This window comes from Rhodopirellula maiorica SM1, from assembly GCF_000346295.1.
Classification (GTDB): domain Bacteria; phylum Planctomycetota; class Planctomycetia; order Pirellulales; family Pirellulaceae; genus Novipirellula; species Novipirellula maiorica.
Map to the genome: position 1 here is coordinate 1 of NZ_ANOG01000492.1, position 18,751 is coordinate 18,751.

Annotated in this window: 17 protein-coding genes; 6 read left to right on the forward strand and 11 right to left on the reverse strand. The window is 54.5% G+C overall.

Going from position 1 to position 18,751, the window contains the following annotated elements:
* The 8 genes from RMSM_RS15395 to RMSM_RS15430 form a co-directional block, all read right to left on the reverse strand.
* Nucleotides 1-477, reverse strand: a 477-nt coding sequence (locus tag RMSM_RS15395) for a DUF1559 family PulG-like putative transporter (protein ID WP_040767158.1), incomplete at its 3' end; no start/stop codon positions are given.
* 273 nt (nt 478-750) lie between these two features.
* Nucleotides 751-1,836 (reverse strand): DUF1559 domain-containing protein, encoded by a 1,086-nt coding sequence (locus RMSM_RS15400; RefSeq protein WP_008697905.1) that lies wholly within the window; start codon nt 1,834-1,836, stop codon nt 751-753.
* 489 nt (nt 1,837-2,325) lie between these two features.
* Entirely contained in the window at nt 2,326-3,486 is a 1,161-nt protein-coding gene (locus tag RMSM_RS15405; protein ID WP_008697907.1) for a DUF932 domain-containing protein, read from the reverse strand.
* A 72-nt stretch (nt 3,487-3,558) separates the two neighbouring features.
* Nucleotides 3,559-4,791 carry a DEAD/DEAH box helicase gene (locus tag RMSM_RS15410; RefSeq protein ID WP_081614175.1) on the reverse strand — a complete coding sequence of 411 codons (1,233 nt, stop codon included), beginning with the start codon at nt 4,789-4,791 and terminating at the stop codon, nt 3,559-3,561.
* A gap of 251 nt (nt 4,792-5,042) precedes the next feature.
* Nucleotides 5,043-6,416, reverse strand: a complete 1,374-nt coding sequence (locus RMSM_RS15415; protein WP_008697911.1) for a redoxin domain-containing protein — start codon at nt 6,414-6,416, stop codon at nt 5,043-5,045.
* Between the two features lie 91 nt (nt 6,417-6,507).
* Nucleotides 6,508-7,368 carry an OmpA/MotB family protein gene (locus RMSM_RS15420; RefSeq protein WP_008697913.1) on the reverse strand — a complete coding sequence of 287 codons (861 nt, stop codon included), beginning with the start codon at nt 7,366-7,368 and terminating at the stop codon, nt 6,508-6,510.
* Between the two features lie 364 nt (nt 7,369-7,732).
* A complete protein-coding gene (locus RMSM_RS15425; RefSeq protein WP_008697915.1) occupies nt 7,733-8,746 on the reverse strand; it encodes an agmatine deiminase family protein in 1,014 nt (337 codons plus the stop codon).
* Nucleotides 8,747-8,791: 45 nt separating this feature from the next.
* Nucleotides 8,792-9,094, reverse strand: coding sequence for a hypothetical protein (locus tag RMSM_RS15430; protein WP_008697916.1), 303 nt, complete (start codon nt 9,092-9,094; stop codon nt 8,792-8,794).
* 271 nt (nt 9,095-9,365) lie between these two features.
* Between RMSM_RS15430 and hpf the strand changes: the two genes are divergently transcribed.
* From hpf to RMSM_RS15445, 3 genes are all read left to right on the forward strand, one after another.
* A complete protein-coding gene (hpf, locus tag RMSM_RS15435) occupies nt 9,366-9,710 on the forward strand; it encodes a ribosome hibernation-promoting factor, HPF/YfiA family (RefSeq protein WP_008697918.1) in 345 nt (114 codons plus the stop codon).
* 166 nt (nt 9,711-9,876) lie between these two features.
* A complete protein-coding gene (locus tag RMSM_RS15440; RefSeq protein WP_008697920.1) occupies nt 9,877-10,356 on the forward strand; it encodes a PTS sugar transporter subunit IIA in 480 nt (159 codons plus the stop codon).
* Nucleotides 10,356-10,676 (forward strand): HPr family phosphocarrier protein, encoded by a 321-nt coding sequence (locus RMSM_RS15445; protein ID WP_008697922.1) that lies wholly within the window; start codon nt 10,356-10,358, stop codon nt 10,674-10,676. Before RMSM_RS15440 ends, RMSM_RS15445 begins: the two co-directional genes overlap by 1 nt.
* 20 nt (nt 10,677-10,696) lie before the next feature.
* Here the strand turns inward: RMSM_RS15445 and RMSM_RS15450 are convergent, their stop codons facing one another.
* The gene (locus tag RMSM_RS15450) at nt 10,697-10,906 is read right to left on the reverse strand and encodes a hypothetical protein (protein WP_144057672.1); all 210 of its coding nucleotides are present in this window, start codon (nt 10,904-10,906) and stop codon (nt 10,697-10,699) included.
* A gap of 50 nt (nt 10,907-10,956) precedes the next feature.
* Between RMSM_RS15450 and ptsP the strand changes: the two genes are divergently transcribed.
* From ptsP to RMSM_RS15465, 3 genes are all read left to right on the forward strand, one after another.
* Nucleotides 10,957-12,702: a phosphoenolpyruvate--protein phosphotransferase gene (gene ptsP, locus RMSM_RS15455; protein WP_008697926.1), complete on the forward strand. Its 1,746-nt coding sequence runs from the start codon at nt 10,957-10,959 to the stop codon at nt 12,700-12,702.
* An 18-nt stretch (nt 12,703-12,720) separates the two neighbouring features.
* A complete protein-coding gene (locus tag RMSM_RS36950) occupies nt 12,721-13,491 on the forward strand; it encodes a TIGR03936 family radical SAM-associated protein (protein WP_008697927.1) in 771 nt (256 codons plus the stop codon).
* Between the two features lie 75 nt (nt 13,492-13,566).
* On the forward strand, nt 13,567-15,171 hold the full coding sequence (locus RMSM_RS15465; protein WP_008697929.1) for an Rne/Rng family ribonuclease: 1,605 nt from the start codon (nt 13,567-13,569) through the stop codon (nt 15,169-15,171).
* A gap of 115 nt (nt 15,172-15,286) precedes the next feature.
* Here the strand turns inward: RMSM_RS15465 and RMSM_RS15470 are convergent, their stop codons facing one another.
* A complete protein-coding gene (locus tag RMSM_RS15470) occupies nt 15,287-16,678 on the reverse strand; it encodes a tetratricopeptide repeat protein (RefSeq protein WP_008697931.1) in 1,392 nt (463 codons plus the stop codon).
* Between the two features lie 112 nt (nt 16,679-16,790).
* The gene (locus RMSM_RS15475; RefSeq protein WP_008697933.1) at nt 16,791-18,353 is read right to left on the reverse strand and encodes a sigma-70 family RNA polymerase sigma factor; all 1,563 of its coding nucleotides are present in this window, start codon (nt 18,351-18,353) and stop codon (nt 16,791-16,793) included.
* Between the last annotated feature and the right edge of the window lie 398 nt (nt 18,354-18,751).

An 18,751-nucleotide genomic window follows, 5' to 3' on the forward strand; every position in this document is an offset into this window, starting at 1 on the left:
GGGGCATTTGTCAAAGGAAGCCAATTGTTCACGTCCAAGATGCTCAAACTCGGCGAAATACTCGCAGTGATCACATGGATTGGACGTATGGTCATCGGCCCGGTCGTCTTCACATCGCTGGACCAATTCCCACATGCCGGGTTGTTCTAGATAGGGGAACAACATGGGCAACCAGTGCCACCCAAGCTCGTTTTGACCGTGCTGCCAGCCGCCGGTCTTGAAGCGGTTACCCGATTCGTCGTAGTTGACGTTGCCAGGCGGAAACGCTCCAAACGCTGACATGTGGTTGTGCATCGCCAAACCAAACTGCTTCATATTGTTTTGGCACTGCATGCGGCGAGCCGCCTCGCGAGCTGCCTGCACCGCGGGCAACAACAGCCCTACAAGTACGCCAATAATGGCAATCACCACTAACAATTCAACCAACGTAAACGCCGCACGCCGACCAGGCCGCGACAATCGCTTTTTTTGCGTCATCCCAAACAACATCCGATTCACCCCTGTATTTAGTCATAAAATAGACAGTAACTACGAGCGACCGATTAAACCGGGCGAGTGTTGTCGTTGAAACTACAACGTGTGAAGATTTGCTGAAGAAGACACGGAATCACGAAAAAGGGACACGCCATGAAAACAAAAATCGCTCGCCCGATGTGATACCGGGCGAGCGACTAAAGAGTGCCGAAACCGTGCGGCGATTCACAGTAAAACCGATCCGCCATTCTGACGGCCGAGCCATTACCAATCGAGCTACTGCTGCTTGACGATTTCGCCGTTTTGGGCGGTGCTCATCGGCCTCCAAACGTTTAGGTTATCCACCGAATCCGTGACAAAACGAACGCCTCCGTCCGCCATCAAGACGTTCACACCACCGGTATGGTAACTTCGTGCGGCTGCGTAAATTGCAGCGGTATCCTGCACTTCTTCGCATGCCAAACGCGGCTTCTTTCCATCATCATCGATATCCGCACCACAGGCAGCCAGCACATCTTTTTCGCTTGAATTGGGATTCAGGAACGTCGAGAAAATGGTGGCGCCCATTGCAGGCGACATCCAAACGCCTCGAATATCGGTTTTTGACTCTGCAGCAATCACTTCGCTCATCGCGATCGTGTTACTTAGCCCGTCAAGGAAATCACGACTTTTCATCCCGTTGCGATTTTGGAAGCGATCGCCCGCGACGCCGTTTTTGAAAATCTTCGATTCATCGACATAGTAGGTACCAAACGCACCACGCGTTTCCTTGGATTCCCACGACAACATGTCACCGGAACCCCAGTTCACGGCATAGTTGTTGCCTTTGGCCAGCGCCTCCAACCCGTAGGCTCCGTCGGAAAACTGGTCCCGTGCAAGCGGTGCCGAGGGGCATGAATCGAACCCGCCAAGTGGCTCACGCCCCAAGTGGCCCAGTGCCGCACTGTACTCGCAGTGGTCACAGGGATTCATGGCTTGACCAGGAACCGCATCATCACAGCGTTGGACCAATTCCCACAACGCGGGCTGCTCCATGTAGGGGAACAGCATCGGCAACCAATGCCATCCCAATTCGTCTTGCCCATGCTGCCAACCACCTGTTTTGAACCGATTCTCGTGCTCGTCGTAGTTGACGTTCCCAGGCGGAAAAGCGCCAAATGCAGACATATGGTTATGCATTGCCAACCCGAATTGCTTCATGTTGTTTTGGCACTGCATGCGGCGTGCTGCTTCGCGAGCCGCTTGCACGGCAGGCAAAAGGAGTCCTACCAGAACTCCGATGATAGCAATCACGACTAAGAGCTCGACGAGCGTGAATGCCGAACGCTTGCCGTGAGAAACGCCACGATTTTGTTGACTCAATTTAATCCCTTCATCAGTTACGAATGTTGTTGCGAAAAACGTGGACAACCATCCTTTTGAGAGGCCTGGTTTTCACACGAGAGTGATGGGGGATTAAAGAGAGCGGAGATTGGTTTTCAGAGTGAACTTCGTGAACGTCTCTTTAAGATTCGCCGGCCAAACGGAGATGCAGAACCAATGCGGGACTCACTCACCTCCGTGTCAAAACAAGGGGGACGTTGACTCCCGCAAAGAAAAAGCTGGGGCAAAAGAAAACCGAGATTCTCGCCCACCTCGAAACGGGTAGCCGGCGACATCAGGCTAGGAGGCCGACGCCCAATGCCATCTACTTTAGTAGTGGGACTCCCCAGAGTTCCTGGTGTTTCAACAGCAAACATGGGAATTATGGCGAATCCCACTACTTGAGCATCCCCCAATGGTTGCCAAAGTAGATGGCATTGGGCCGACGCAGCCCCGGCGGTTGGCGAGTGTCTACGGGCGCAGCTAGGCCTAGTTCACGCTCTGCCGAATGCCTGAGCCACTTTCGTCTACGAAAAACGCATCAAAATCCGGTGCTCCTTCGGCGGTCCCCTCCAAATCGTATTCATCGGAGATCAACGTCCCAACGTGAGCTTGCAATCGCCTTGCCCCTTCGGGCAAGGCATGATGCGTGGCAACTTCGCTGGCAAAGTTGATCAGATCATACACACGCGCTTTACTGGGCAAGATCCGGCGACGTTTGTCGCTGAGTGCCTCGAGATTGGCAAGTCCATACAGTTCACTGAGGTTGCCCGCCATACTGCGGAAACGACCGATCAAACCATCACGCGTCAATTGTCGCTCACGTTGGGCGCGGTCCAACACGACACCCAACTGCAGACACTCGTGCACCGATGCCCACGAGGTTTGGCTGGATTCAAATCGCTGGCGAATCGCAGCGTATCCGTCGCCGTTGTCAAATGACTCAAGCGCACGAGCGATACAGTAATCCATTTTCTTGCCGACGGGGATGTCACTGCGAAACGCCTTGGCGTAACCAATCATGCCGTTTTGACAAACCAGCCGCAGCATCGACAAGAACAACCGCGGGTGTCCAAAACCATCGACGGGTGTTTCCAAACAGAAGCGGTCGTGAAATTGATCGCCTCCGATCTGCAGCGACCGCGATCCGCCTCGCGGTTGATGCGTGCTAATCAACAGCCCTTCGTGGTACCGCACATCCGTCCCTCCGAACTGCTCGACCAATTCCGCGATTTCATTGAAACGAATTACCGGCCGCTTCACATTGGTAACGGCAAGCAGTGTGCCCTCGGTTTGCTGTTTCCCGCTGGCATGCTCGGCAATACAAAATCGAAAGGCATCGTCGGAGTCTTGTTGACTGATTCTGGCAAAGACTTCGTCGGGGGTAAAATAGCGGAAGACGTTTTCCGCGATGCCAAAGCGAGTAAAAAACGATCTCCAAAACCGACGTGATGCCGTCACTAAACGGCCATCGATCTCGAGATGGCGAAGCTTGACACGGCCATTTTCCGCTCGCTCGACCTTGCGAACCCTCAAATCGGCAACGGTCGCGTGCCCATAGTTAAAGCGAGGCGAACTTGGCTTTGTAGCGGTGGCGGTAGCGGTAGCGGTAGCGGTAGACAATGAGGGCTGAGCGATTTCGGTAGACATGATAAGTACTCCTAAGACAGAAACGGAAAGCGGGCGAGCGGGAACCGAAACACGATTTCGATTCAGCCAGATTCATTGAGCGCGTGAAAACCAAGTCTTGGCGGTTTTACCGCGATGCATCGCCACCAATTTCGGTAACGAGACTTCGGCGGCCGCCACTCGGTTGCGAGCGATAGCAGTCATCTGGTTCAACATTCGATTCGGACGGATGCTTCGCCACCCTTCATCGGTCCACAAATACTGCTCGGCTGCCGCGGCAGTGCGAAGCATCGGATGAGGCGTCCGGTTGCACTGAACCACTTGCTTGATGGGAACTCGATGGCTTGACCGCAACACGCGACCCGCCATCTGAATCGTGCACCCTTTGCCGCTGGGACGACAGAACACTGTCTTTAACTCGGGACAATCAAAACCTTCGGTCAAGATTGCCATGTTGATCAGAACTTGCGTCTCGCCGGAAACAAACGATTCGATCTGCTTCTCGCGATTACTTGTTGCGGTTACCACGGCGCAAGAGACGCCAGCTTGCCGCAGCAACATGTACAGCAATTCACACTCCGTTCGGCGATGAAAAAAGACGAGCGACCGTCCCCATCGCTCTGGTTCACGAATCAAAAACTTAGCGACCTCGCTTGGCGTGTATTCGGGAATGGTATAGTGGTGATAAGAACTCAGGTAACCATCGGCGATCAACGATGCAATTCCCGCGTCGCGAATGACCTGGTCAAAACAGAGCTTGATGCGATCGCTGCGATACGGCGTCGCGGAGAGCCCGAGTGTCCAAGCCGGCTGAATTTGGCTGTGCAGATTCGCCATACTGGTTGCCGCATCATGCTGAGCTTCATCGACAACCAACAGATCCACTTTGGGAGGCGATTTTTCGAACATGCTGATCGTCTGCATGCGAACACCGAAACGACGCCACTGATTTTCGGCTTCGGCTTGAGCTAGCAAATTTCGCCGCATCGCGACCCAGCCCACGCGAGCTCCGGTGGCACGCTGGATGAGCGCGGCAATCGCCAACCCCATCACCGTCTTGCCGCTGCCGGTTGGGCTTTCGATCAACACGCTGGAGGCTTTGGGGGCGAGTTGTCCATCACGTTTAGTGAACGTTCCGCCCATCATCCGCACGGCTGATTCGATGATCCGGCGTTGGTACGGCCGCGACTGGACAGTACACCCCGCTAGCAATGCATCGAGCGCCCCGCCGGCACCGCGTGAAAATCCCTCGAGCCGCTGGGCATCAAAACGGGATGGCAAACCGAAATCCGACACCGCGGGTGGCTGCACGAGTGAACCTGTCATCGCCTTCTCCTCATGAGGATCTGTGAATGTGATCGCAAGTCAGAAGGCATCATTCCCGCGCGTGATGACACGTCCGGTCAACGCGGAAACAAAAAGCAGAATTTTTTTTGCGACGGGAGCGGCGAACGTGACGAACGATTCGCCGATCAACGCAACAAAAACGACGCCAGAATAGACAGGTGAAACGTCGTAACGATACCGAAGCTTTAGCAGCACAGGCTGGGCCGCTCTGTCAAGAATTTGCAGGTTGCCTATTTATCAGCTGGTTCGGCTTCATCAGCTGGCTCGGCGTCCGCCGCGGGTGGTGCACTTTCGATGTGCCCTCCAACGCTCAGCACGCTTAGTTCGTCGGTCAATCGTTGCCGCAGTTCGTCCGCACCGGGAAATCCCATGTGTACCGACTCGATCACTCCCGACTTGCCGACCACCACGGTTTGCGGGATCGCATCGGCGCGAAACGCATCCGAGATTTTCCCGCCTGGATCCAAGACGACGTCCAAGTCGATGTCCTGTTTCTCGAGAAAGCTTTTTACCAGCTCAAGATCTTCGCCGACGTTGACGGCAAGAAACACCACGTCTTTGTCGGCGAACTCGCTAGTCACTTCCTGCAAAACTGGCATCGCGGCAACACACGGGGCACACCAGGTCGCCCAAAAATCGAGCACGATGACTTTGTCTTTCAGACCCTCAAGCGAAACCGGTTGTTCCGAAAGTCTTTCTCCGATGAAACTCGGTGCTTTCTTCCCTAATAGCGGATGTTCGGCAACTGCACCGGCAACCGATTGGAGATAATCGTCAAGCGACTCGTATTCGGTGGCATCTTTGGCTGGACGAAATGCAAACAACGCATTGCTGACCTCGCCACTCATCCGCCAAGAGAGAAAGTCAAACTGAACTTGATACTTGAATCCTTGCGGCACTTGAACCTGTTTTGTTGCCCGCAGCATCGCGGTCAAATCGACCAGCAAACGCAGCGGCTTTGTCGGCGTTTCTTCGCTCAACCACAAATCCCAGCTGACCGCATCGTCCTGGACACCGTGAATTTGAACGGCTGGAACCCGGCCACGAAATTTGCCCTGGCTGACAATCTCGACCGACTTCATACCGCCTAGAAAGCTTAGCGAGGGATCGACTCCGGCCAACGACAATGCCATCACAGGTTCAGGATAGGCCCCCATCGCAACGGGCAATTCCACGACCGCTTGCTGCAGATCCGGATGGTCATCGATTTGGTAATACGCCTCTGGCGAGAGCGCCACCACCATCTCTTTGCCATTCGCATATATACGCGTTCGTTGATCGGGTTCCTTCAAGTAGATCGTGAACTTGTCGGGATGCTTTGACGCAATTTGGTAGGTCGATTTGCGAGACTCAACCACCTTGCCTTGCACAATTGACTCGGTCAACATTTCGACTGTGACACGAGAGACATCCGCCTTGTTGATTGAAGCAAAAAACGGCTCGAGCACCTTGCGAACATCGTCGTTGAGCGTAAACGCAGCAGGCTGTGACGAATCCGCATTGGCGCCGGATTCTTCGGCCGCCACGGCGTCTTTCGTATCATCGGCTGCCCCAGCAACAACGGGACAGACCAACACGACAATCAAAAATAGACGAGCAACCATCTTCAACAGCTCCCAAAATCATGCGTCAAGCGAATGCTCGCATGATAGAGCGATTCAGCAGCGGTGGCTACACGCGAGTCGCAAGGGCGTCTTAATACGTGTCGGGATAGATCACCAGCTCGATGCGGCGATTGGCTGCGCGGCCTGCGGCGGTGGTATTGGGTTGACGCGGATTGTTCGCGCCTTGCGCCACCGTGAACAACTGATTCGGTGGCATGCCGGCGCGGCGAGTCAGCAACTCGAGCACCCCAGCGGCTTGGCCGGCTGCCAATTGGTGGCTGGTGGCGACTTGGCCACCGTACAGCGGCGAGTCATCGGTATAGCCTTCGATTCCAATCCGCTGACGTGGAAACAAACTGCGAAGCTGGGCAGCGATCGGATCGAGCGTCATGGATGCCTGCGGCAGCATTTGATTGGTGCCAGGTTGGAACAATTGGTCCGCCGGAATCACGATGCGAATGACTTCGCCATTCTGTTCGACGGGGATGCCGCCAAGGTTCAATCGGCTAGCTGCTTGCAGCAGATCCGTGTTCGCTTTGATCGATGCTCCGCCTCGCTGCTGTGCGGACGCCTGGAAACCGCGAACTCGGTTCTCCGCTTCATTGGCGGCAATCGAAGCTGACTCTAACTTGGCGCTCGTTTCGGACAGCTGTTTGCGGATTAATTCGAGCTCATCACGATAAACCAATGACTGCTGTTCGCTTTGCGCCAATTGGGTATGCAACTGACGATTATTGTCATCAAGCAACTGAACACGTCGGTTTAACTCAGCCAGTCTGGCTTGGTTAGGGTCGACGGCAGCAGAAGCACCGCCAGGGGCATTCCAAACTCCGCCCGCTGAGGAAGCGAGGTAAGGGTTCTGGCTACATCCGAGCGCACTGGCCAACGCAACCACGAGCAGTAAGCTGCTCGTTTTTTTCGCGATTGCCAAAGGATTGTAGTTGAAAAACATTGCTCTTCCTGTGCTGTAAGGCGAAAACCGCCTAACCCATTTAAGCAGCTACGCAGGATTCTTTCCGTAGATCGATAGTCGCTTTAGCCACGGTTCCGACCTTCAACCGGGGTTAGCGGCCTGTTGATTTAATGAGCCGCTCGCGCGTCAGCGCCCTGGTTCCACGCATTACCCGGTGCCTTACGGCCCTCGGCTCACCAATGCGATTTGCATTTCGACTAAATCAACAGTCTGTTAGCACCCACCGTTTCCTGCCTACCTGCTTAGTGGGAACACTAAAAGCAGCTAACCACCCATGGCAAGATCAATTTTTCGCAAGCAAGCTTTTCCGCCGACAACCGAGCAAGACAAGCAGATTGAATACTCAAGCTTTTGGCTGATCTCGGCTAGCACAATGCAGCGCCCCGAGACCCCAGATCAGATCCTGGCAATCGATCGATTCCACCTCGGCACCGCACGCCAATTCCCGAATCACGGCGATCGCATGCTCATCGGCAGCCGGCTGACCAAAGGTCGGCACCAACAATCGCTGGCGGCCCAACATCAAGAAATTGCAATAGCTCTCTGGCACTCGCTGGCCATCAATTTCACGCTTGGCGGGAATCGGTAACCGATGCACGTTGACCGCGGGCTCACTCGTTTCTCCCCACAGCCGCAACTGACGAAAGTTGTCTTCGAGGGGCAAATGGTTCGGATCGTTTGGATCGTCACAAACCGCAACCACGATATTGGACGGGTCGAGAAACCGTGCCAATTGATCGATATGCCCATCGGTATCATCGCCTACCAGACCGCCTCCGCTGAGCCAGAGGATCTCAGTGACCCCCATTTGAGCGTGTAATTCGCGTGAAATCGCGTCACGCGACCATCCGGGATTGCGTGTGGCGGTGACCAAACACTCAGGTGTGGTCAGCAACCGGCCTTGCCCATCGGTTTCCATCGCTCCGCCTTCGACGCACAATTTGCTGCGAATTCGCGGGATACCAATTCGATCACAGATCACCGCTGCGGCTGCGTCATCGGCATCCCAAGGCGGATACTTGCCGCCCCAAGCGTTGTAATGCCAATCGATCCCGACCAGACCGCCGATTTCGGCATCGTGGACAAAGGTGGGACCGTAGTCTCGCACCCAAGAGTCATTGGTGGGGCAAAAAACAAGCTCGATGCGGTCATTTTGGGGCAGCAAAGCCTTCGCATCGGCTGCCAAAGCCTCCGGAAGCAGGATCCGGACCGATATCGATTCCGCCATCTGAGCCGCCCAATTGGCGAAAAACGCGGGCATCCGGTCGATTCGCCCGGGCCAAGTCTGCTGGCTGTGAGGCCACGCCAGCCAAACCGCCTCTTGAGGCTCCCACTCTGCAGGCGTACGACGACTCAAGCAGCTACTCCTGCTGAAAATCTGTTCACCAGGCAACCAAAGGGCCTATTCGAACTTGATTTCTTCTTTGACTTTTTGGATGAAGTGAGGCGATTTTCCACCCTTGCTGAGTTCTTGGGCGCGTTTCTCAGCATCTTTTTTCTGATCGAACTCAAAAACGGCAACCCGCTTGAGATTTTGGCTGAAGACTCCCCAATACAGCTTCAGACGAACATCTTCGGCTTGCTTTTTCTTGGATTTTCGAGTCGAGGCCTTTTTCTTGCTGGCTTTATTTTTGGCCGTGGCCAGTTTTTCTGCAGCTTCCGCCTCTGCAGCTTTCGCTTTACGACTGACGACCTTTCGGGCCATGTGAAGAATGAGGGGGTATCGAGGAACGAATTGAGATGTGATTTAAGCCGCCTAGCGTAACCGCAAAGCGGCTAGTTGTCACCGGGGCAGCGGACGGCGGAAAAAAAATGCTCCTCGCCAATATCCGCCACAAAGTATCGCTGTTCTTTTCCGGGAATCTCGCGTATGCTAATTGTTTGTGTTTGGGGCGGTCCTTACCAAGGATCGATATAGACAACACGAGCTAAGCCCCACACGTCCACTTTTTGACCGTTTACGGAGAGTCAACACGATGCAGGTTAGCGTCTCGACGCGTCATGGGAGTCTTCAACCTGGCGATCAGCAACTTATTGTTGAGAAGACCGAAAAGCTGCGAAGGCTATTTGATCGAATTAACGCGATCGAGGTTACCGTTGACTTAGAACACTTAGAGAATCCCAAAGTTGAAATTCGCGTCTCCGCCGAACATGCGGACGACAGCGTTGCGACGGCGGAATCCACAACGGTAATCGCGGCGCTCGATTCCGCGATCCCGAAGGTGGAACAGCAACTGCGAAGATTAAAAGAGAAGAAAACGGGGCACCGCGCCACCGGACACAAACACATCGATACGACGATTGACACCGACGAAGACTAACGGCCCCCCTGACCAACATTGGCACTTGACCAACATTGGCACTCGTTAGGCTCTTCTCCAAGCTTCGATCGTTGCGATCAGCATCAAACGTGATGCAATAACGGATTTTGATGCTTCGATCCCAGATACATTTTATTATTTGATTTCACAAAGGAATCACATCCTCATGAAGTTTGCAGACTTTATCAGCACCAAAGCCATTCGCGCGGACTTGAAGGCCGCATCGAAGGAAGAGGTCATCCAGGAACTTGTCCAGTCGCTACTGGATTCCGGACAGATCGACGCGGACCAGCAACAAGACATCATTGCCGCGATCATGAAGCGTGAAGAACTCGGCAGCACAGGCATTGGACGTGGCGTTGCCGTGCCTCACACCAAGCACCCAAGCGTGCAAAAGTTGGTCGGCACCGTAGGCGTCAGCGTGGAAGGGGTCGACTTTGACTCACTCGACGGCGAACGCGTGCAACTGTTCTTTCTGTTGATCAGCCCTCCGGAACGCCCCGGCGATCACCTCCGAGCGCTTGAGAACATTTCGCGACAACTTCGCGACGAAAACTTCTGTCGATTCCTGAAACAGAGCAAAACCCCAGAAGACATCAGTCAGTTGCTACAAGAAGCAGATGACAACCAGTTCGTATCTGGCTAATGAACACATCCCCATTAACTCGAATCGTTGTCGTCAAAAACCCGCAAGGTTTGCACGCACGCCCTGCCGATATGCTTGTTCGTCTGGCCAGCCAGTTCGAATCAGCGATCAAGATCGGCAAAGGCAACGAGCACGTCGACTGCAAAAGCATCCTGTCACTGCTGACACTCGGAGCCAGCCACGGCACCGAGCTAGCGTTGAGCGCCGACGGCAAAGATGCGCAAGCTGCGATTCAAGCCATTGCGGAATTGTTTGATTCTGGATTCGATGAACTAGCAAACACAGTCGAAGAAGATGTCAGGCCCGTTGTCGATCCCTAAACCGACGCAACGCCAAAGTTTCAGGCTAGACCGGTGGGAACGGATTCAAAACAGTCCCGATCACTGTCGGACTTGAGTCGCAAGCGACTGTGCGTGATCTCTTCGATGATCAAACCCAATTCAAGCGAACACAACGATGGAGCGTCCTGAGAAAGCGTTAAGAAACCGTCCGGTCCGACGATCGACCGATAGCGTCCAGTAGCGGATTGCCGCTTAGACGGAATTCGCATCGAGACCCCCAACGGCTCTTGCTCTCTCGCCGACAATCCATTGGCCAACGATGGTCGAACTACAAGGCATTCCCGTTTCACCGGGCGTTGCTATCGGTCCTGCGCTCGTCCTGGACCCCGATGGCTACCGAATTCCCCGGTGCCTCGTCGCCGCAGAAGATGCGGAAGGTGAATACACGCGCCTACAGACTGCGGTAGACGCCGTTTCCGCCCTGCTGGAAACCAATCGCCTAGAAACCTCGGCCGTTGCCGGCGTTAACACCGGCGACATCTTTGCCGCCCAATTGCAAATGTTGCACGATCCGCGACTGCACGCTGAATTGGGACGGCGGATCCGCGAAGAGCGTCAATCCGCAGCCTATGCCGTCAGCCGCGTGCTGCACAATTACGCCGCCGCTCTTCGCCGACTCGACAATCCGCTGCTCGCCGATCGCGCCGAAGACGTGCTGGACATCGAAAAACAATTGCTTTTGCAATTAGGGGCAGTTTCGCGGCAACCGTTGTCCGAGTTGACGGAACCGGTGATCGTGCTCTCGCATGTGCTGACCCCCAGCGAAACCGCTAGTTTGGACCGTCGCTACGTTCGCGGCTTCTGCACCGAAACCGGCGGCCCTGGCGGCCATACTGCGATTGTCGCCAAGGGACTCGAACTTCCTGCGGTCGTTGGCATTGGTACGTTTCTCGAGAACATCGGAGCCGCAGCGACAGTGATTGTCGATGGGGATCGCGGTCGCGTGATTATCGACCCTGACGAAGAAACACTCGCTCATTACGAAGAACGTCTGCAACAACGCGAATCGCTCGCGGCACGATTGGCAGAACTAAAAGATGTGCCGGCCGAAACTGCCGACAAGGTGCGAATTCAACTCAGTGCGAATATCGAATTTCCGCACGAAACCGAATCGTGTCTCGAACGCGGCGCTGACGGCATTGGGTTGTACCGAACTGAATTCCTGTACTTGTCCAGCAGCGAAGAACCAAGCGAAGAAGACCATTACGAAGCATACAGCCAAGTGGTCCGCGAAATGGACGGCCGCCCGGTCGTCATCCGCACGCTGGACCTAGGCGCCGACAAGATGGGGCAACGGCCACTGGCCGAACAAGAACACAATCCGTTCCTTGGACTCCGCAGCATCCGGCTGTCGCTAAAGAACCTGGACTTGTTTCGACCCCAGCTGCGCGCGGTGCTTCGCGCCGCTGTCCACGGCGACGTTCGAGTGATGTTTCCGCTCATCACCACGATGGCGGAACTACGACAAGCCCGCATGCTGCTGAACGTGGTCGCCGAAGATCTAAACGAAGCCGGAATCCCGAATCGATCGGACATCCCGGTGGGCATGATGGTCGAAGTCCCAGCGGCGGTCATCATGCTGGACCGCTTTGTCAAAGAAGTCGATTTCCTCAGCATCGGTACGAATGACCTTGCTCAATACACGTTGGCGGTCGACCGCAGCAACGAATACGTTGCCGATCTCTATCAGTCGTGTGACCCTGCGGTCCTGCGACTGATTGCCAGTAGCGTCAAAGTCGCCGACGCCAATCAAACCCCGCTGGCGGTTTGCGGCGAGATGAGCAGCAACCCTGGCCGCGCGTTACTACTAATTGGACTGGGCGTTCGTAATTTGAGCGTCCCGCCGTCGGCGCTGCATCGTGTCAAAAAAGCGATCCGCAGTGTAACGCTGAAGCAATGCATTCAGATCGCAGAACGCGCGATGACGTTCGAGGCGGCACGTGATGTCGACCTCTATCTTCAAGACCGACTCAGCGCCCTGGCACCGGAGCTGATCGTTCACTGATGATCCGTCTGCAAGCGAATGAGTAACGTGACTGAGCCTTCTGAACCGACTGATTCATCAAACGCGGTGCCAACCGAATTGGCTTCGCTGCGGATTCGGTATCGAGTGCGGTTTCAAAAGATCGGCCTACTACGCTGGATTAGCCACCGTGATCTCGCCGGTTTGTGGGAACGGATTGTCCGACGTGCTGCACTGAAACTTTCGATGAGCGAAGGTTTTCACCCCAAACCACGCATCGCCTTCCCATCCGCACTGGCACTTGGCGTCGAAGGACTCGATGAAGTCGTCGAACTTGAATTGGCCGAAGACATTTCGCCTTCCGAACTCCTCAAACGACTCGAAGCCGACAACCAACCTGGGTTGATCATCAACAGCGTTAGCCGACTGCCCGACGGGTTTGGCAAAGGCCAGCTAAAACAGAGCCAATTTTCGATAACGCTTCCCGAGCAACCCGACGCGGCGACGATCCAAACGGCGATCAGCAAATTGCTTAGCCAAACGACCGTGTCCGTCGAGCGAAAAAAGAAAACTCTGGTGGCCAACGTCGCCGAGCAAATCCTGAATCTCGAGCTCTCCGACGACCGATTGCGATTGACGCTGGCCGCATCCGAATCGGCATCGCTGAAACCTCACGACATACTCGATCTACTAGGCTTTGATGACTGGATCGAAAACGGATCGCACGTCATTCGTGAACGCGTCATCCTGGAAACCGAATTTCAATCGAACAACTCCGCCGAAGTCGCTCGCGCGACTGACGCGAACTGCAACACACCTACCGAATACTAACCCTGTCAGCGTCCATGCGAACGCAACTGATTGGTTCGCACAAAGCTGACAAAACCACCTGAAAGGTGACTTTTTATGAAGAAAGAAATGCTAATCAACGTACTGCAGCCCGAAGAATGCCGGATTGCAGTGTTAGCCGATGACCGACTCGACGAGTTGTACATCGAACGGAAAAGTGTCGAAGCGTTTGCCGGGAACATTTACCGCGGCAAGATCGTTAACCTCGAACCAAGCATCCAAGCCGCATTCGTCGATTTTGGTGTCGGACGCAACGGATTTTTGCACATCAGCGACGTCGAACCTCAGTACTTTCGCCAGGGCGGCTATGATCCCGAAGAGGTGATGCGAGAGTCCGACGAAATGGCCGAAGCCGCCGCCAAGCGAGCTCGCGACTCGGGCCATGGCAACAAACACGCTTTCAAAGGCGGACGCCCTCGCGTCAAACCACCAATCCAAGAAATCTTTCGTCGCGGCGACGAAGTCCTCGTCCAAGTCATCAAAGAAGGCATCGGAACCAAAGGTCCAACGCTCAGCACGTACATCTCGATCCCCGGTCGATACCTGGTTTTGATGCCCGCGCTGTGCCGCGTGGGCGTCAGTCGAAAAATCGAAGACGAAGACGATCGCAAACGACTCAAGCGATGCCTGTTGTCACTGAACCCACCCAAGGGTCTCGGATTCATCGTCCGCACCGCCGGCGCGGGACGCAGTGAAATCGAACTGCAACGCGACATGGAATACCTGCTGCGGCTTTGGAAAGCGATCGTGCGACGCGTCAAAACGCTGAACGAACCCGGCGTGCTATACGAAGAGAGCGATTTGATCATCCGCACGATCCGCGACATCTACTGTGACGAAATCGATCAAATTCTCATTGATGAACCCGAGTCATACGAAAAAGCACGTGACTTTCTGAAAATGGTCATGCCCCGCGTGGTCGACCGTTTGAAACTGTACGAAGGAAGCGAGCCGCTGTTCCACAAGCACAAGCTCGAAGAAGAAATCATGATGATCAATCAACGTCAGGTGCAATTGCCCGATGGCGGCTCGATCGTGATTGACCCCACCGAAGCCCTTGTGGCGATCGACGTCAACAGCGGCAGTTTCCGTGGCAACGATTCCGCCGAAGAAAACGCTTTCCGCTTGAACCTGGCTGCCGCCAAAGAAATCGCTCGCCAATTGAGACTACGTGACCTCGGCGGCGTGATCGTTAACGACTTTATCGACATGCGAAAGGAAAGCTATCGACGCAAAGTCGAACGCGCACTTCGCGATGCAATGTCGACCGACCGCGCCCGCACCAAGATCTTGAGAACCAGCCCGTTTGGCTTGATCGAGATGACACGCCAACGCATTCGCCCAAGTCTGAAACGCAGCATCTATACCGATTGCCCGTGTTGCCAAGGCCGCGGCTTGGTCAAGACCGCCGAAAGCATGTCGATCGAAGTGATTCGCATGTTGGCACTCGCCGTTCGCAACAAACACATCGAACGCGTGACGATTCGCGTGAACGACGAAGTTGCCGCTTACTTGAACAACAAGAAACGTCGCGACGTGATGGAAGCCGAAGATATTGGCAAGATGGCGGTCCAAATCCTTGGCAGCGAAGGACTCTTCCCTGAGCACCTCGAAATGGATTGCCGCGATGCCCACGGCGAACGCGTGGAAATCGATTCCTAAGTGAATCGCGAATCCTGAAACATCTAAAACGCTTGAGACCCACGTGGGTCTCAAGCGTTTTTTTATTGGCAGTGGCCCCACCGCGCGATCCAAGCGTGGTCGCGGCTCGCCCCCTTTAGGAACTCAGACGCCGGGTGACTTTGTCGACGACACCCGCCCATTGGCCCATCTCGGTCTGGCGAACCAGACGCATGCTGGGATACCACGGGGTATCATCGCCGTGATTCCGCCAACGCCAATCAGGAACCTTGCCCAACATCACGGTCACGTCGACGCCTAAAGCTCCGGCCAAATGCGCGATGGCCGTGTCGGTGGTCACGACTTCGTCTAGGTTCTGCAGGATCGCGGCGGTGTCGGTAAACGCGCCCGTCGCCGAATCGATCCCCTCGGGCAAACGCACGATGGAATCGGCAAAATCGCATTGCTGTATTTGAGACGCCCCGTACCCAAACTGCAAACTGACGAGCGTCACACCGGGAATCATCGCCAGCGGTTTGAACGTGTCTAGCGGGATGCTTCGATAGACGTCTGCGTGATGCTCGGGATTCCCCTGCCAATTGATTCCAATTCGCCGCGTTCTGGAATTCTCCGCAGACGGCACGTGCTGCTGCATCCACGCGGCCCACGTCTTGTTTTGCTCCGAACTCGCCGCCAAATAACCTCTCCCTGCAGAAAAAAGCGAATCCGCCACCGCTAGCTGCTTGGTTTGTTGGTACCAGAAATCGACCACGTCCAAAAAGGATGCTTGATAATCAATCGGCGGGACGACCGAACCATCGGGTAGCAGCAGATCGATCCCTGGCATCGACGAAAACAACGGCATCATCTCAGCAGCACACTGAACATACACGGTCGCTCCGGCTTGCTTTAGCACCGACGCGACACGAATGAACTGCATCGCGTCTCCTCGACCTTGCTCGGGATACAGCAAGATTGACTTCCCTGCAATCGCTTGGCCTTGCCAAACCGGTGTGGGCAACTTGGGCCGATAGGTTCCCGGCATCGCCCATCGCCAACGATACTCGGCCCAGCCCACGTCGTAGTTACCCAACAACAGATGGATCACGCCGAGATTGCGGTGTAGCTCTGCATTCTTTGGATCGATCCGCAATCCTTCGGCGTACCATTTCAAGCCACGCTCGATTTCACCGGACCAGACCCACAAGGTGCCACGGTTCTTGAGCGCCGAAAGGTAGCCCGGTTGTTGCTCAAGCGCCGTCGCCAACGCTTCCTCCGCTTCGTCGATCTTCCCGAGCATTCGCAGCGAATTGCCAAGATTGTTCCAGGCAATCGGAAACTGCGGACGAATTGCCAATGCCTCGCGATAGACGGCAACGGATTGCTGGAAATCACGCTGGTCGAAAAACGCGATCCCCAAATAGACCAATGCATCGGCGTTCTTCGGAGAATGCGAGAGCACATGACGATAGACTTGGATCGCTTCATCAAGTTTGCCTGACTGATGCCGCTGCCAACCCTGCTGCAATAATTCATGGACGGTGGGCATCGTGCTTAGGCTCCTTGATTCGGCGGCGATTCGTCAAAGCGTATACGAAAAATGGCGATGCACTTTTACAAGCACATCGCCATCGATTGTTAATACAAATGGATCGACTTGACTAGTCGAGGAAGCCTACCAAATCTTGGCTACGGCTTGGCTGTTGCAGCTTTCGCACTGCCTTAGCTTCGATTTGTCGAATTCGTTCGCGGGTCACTTTGAAGATGTGGCCCACTTCTTCGAGCGTATAGCTGTAACCATCACCGAGACCGTAACGCAATTTGATGATTTCGCGTTCACGATACGACAACGACTTCAATACGCCGGTGATGCGGTCACGCAGCATCTCTTGTGTCGCACCGATCTGCGGGCTCTCCGCGGCACCATCGGGCAGCAAATCACCGAACTGGCTATCTTCGCTGTTGCCAACGGGACGGTCCAACGAAATTGGGAAACGGCTCATCGTCAAAACACGACGTGCTTCTTCGACGGTCACATCGGCTCGACGTGCAGTTTCTTCGATCGTGGGTTCACGCCCAAGTTCTTGCAGCAATTGACGAGCCACGTTCCGCACGCGGCTCATCGTTTCGACCATGTGAACGGGGATACGAATCGTTCGGCTTTGGTCGGCAACCGCGCGAGTGATTGCTTGACGAATCCACCAAGTCGCATAGGTACAGAATTTGAAACCACGACGGTATTCAAATTTGTCGACCGCACGCATCAAACCGGCGTTCCCCTCTTGGATCAAATCCAGAAAGGACAAACCACGGTTACGATATTTTTTGGCGATCGAAACAACCAGACGAAGGTTTCCTTCGCTCAGTTCACGTTTGGCTTGTTGGTACTCGGCGTACACCTTGTTCAGCATTGCGACGCGATTGCGAAGCGAAGTGGGTGTTTCCTGGCACGCGGTCAAAATTTGACGTCGTTCGTGCAGCAGTTTCTCTCGTACTTCGCGACCATGTTTGGTACGTTTTTGGTCCGAAATGATGTGATCGATTTCGGTCAAACGATGCGAGAATTTTTCGAGCAAGTCGATTCGTGTTTCAATTCGCTGGGTACGCAGACCGAGTTCTTCGATCAAACGCACGGCACGACGACGACGACGAGCAAGCGAGCGCCAAGCTTCGACACGACGTCGTTGCGAGGCCGCTTTGCTGAGTGCGACTTTCCAATCGTGTCGATTGCGTCGCAGCAAGGTCTGCAGCGTCCGCAGATTGTGCGGCAAACGGCCGACGATCTGTTCTTTTTCCAAATGATCCGTTACCGAAACTTGGACGGTACGGTCAAAGGGCAATTGGCCGCGGTAAACCTTCTTCAGCGTCTTGTAAGCTTCGACGAGAACGTAATGGTTCTCGAGCAATTTGGTACGGAAGCGACGGCGGGTTTCTTCGATCCGCTTGGCAAGTTCAATTTCTTGCTTACGTGTCAGCAGCGGGATCTCGCCCATTTGGGTCAAGTACATCCGAACCGGATCATCGGACCACGTTTCGGTTTCGTCACCAGCAAGCAGTTCGTCGGGGCTTTCGAGTTGGACTTCGCCATCGGCAGCAGAAGCCATCGCGACGGCAGCATCGTTGTCGTCGCTGTCGTCAACAGGCAGCTTGCGAAAACTGCCGGTCACGGCTTCGGTGCTTTGGACGGTTACGTCATCAAATTCGTCCAAGAGTGTATCGAACAAAGGGGAACTCCTAGCGGAACAGTGTGAGATATGAGGGCTGAAAATCGGTTTCGTGTCAGTTCAAACGAAACGAGCGATCATGCGGTGGATGGCAAATGTAAAAAATTAGCTATGTGCAAGTTGGTAATCGTGCAAATGGGTAGTCGTGCAAGTTGACGAAGGAATGAGCGGAAGCCCCCTGTGAACTTTATTTCTGATTGAACTTCATTTCACATTAGTTGCTGAACGAGTTGCCTAGAGAACAAAGTTTGCCTGAGAACAAAGTTACTTCTTAACTCTACACCACAGTGGACTCATTAGTGCGACAGTACTTCAAATGGAAGGAGTTTCTAGATGAATGGGTTGTTTGTATTAGTCACGAATTGAGCTTTGCAGAAACCGTTCAGGGGATCGGCGCA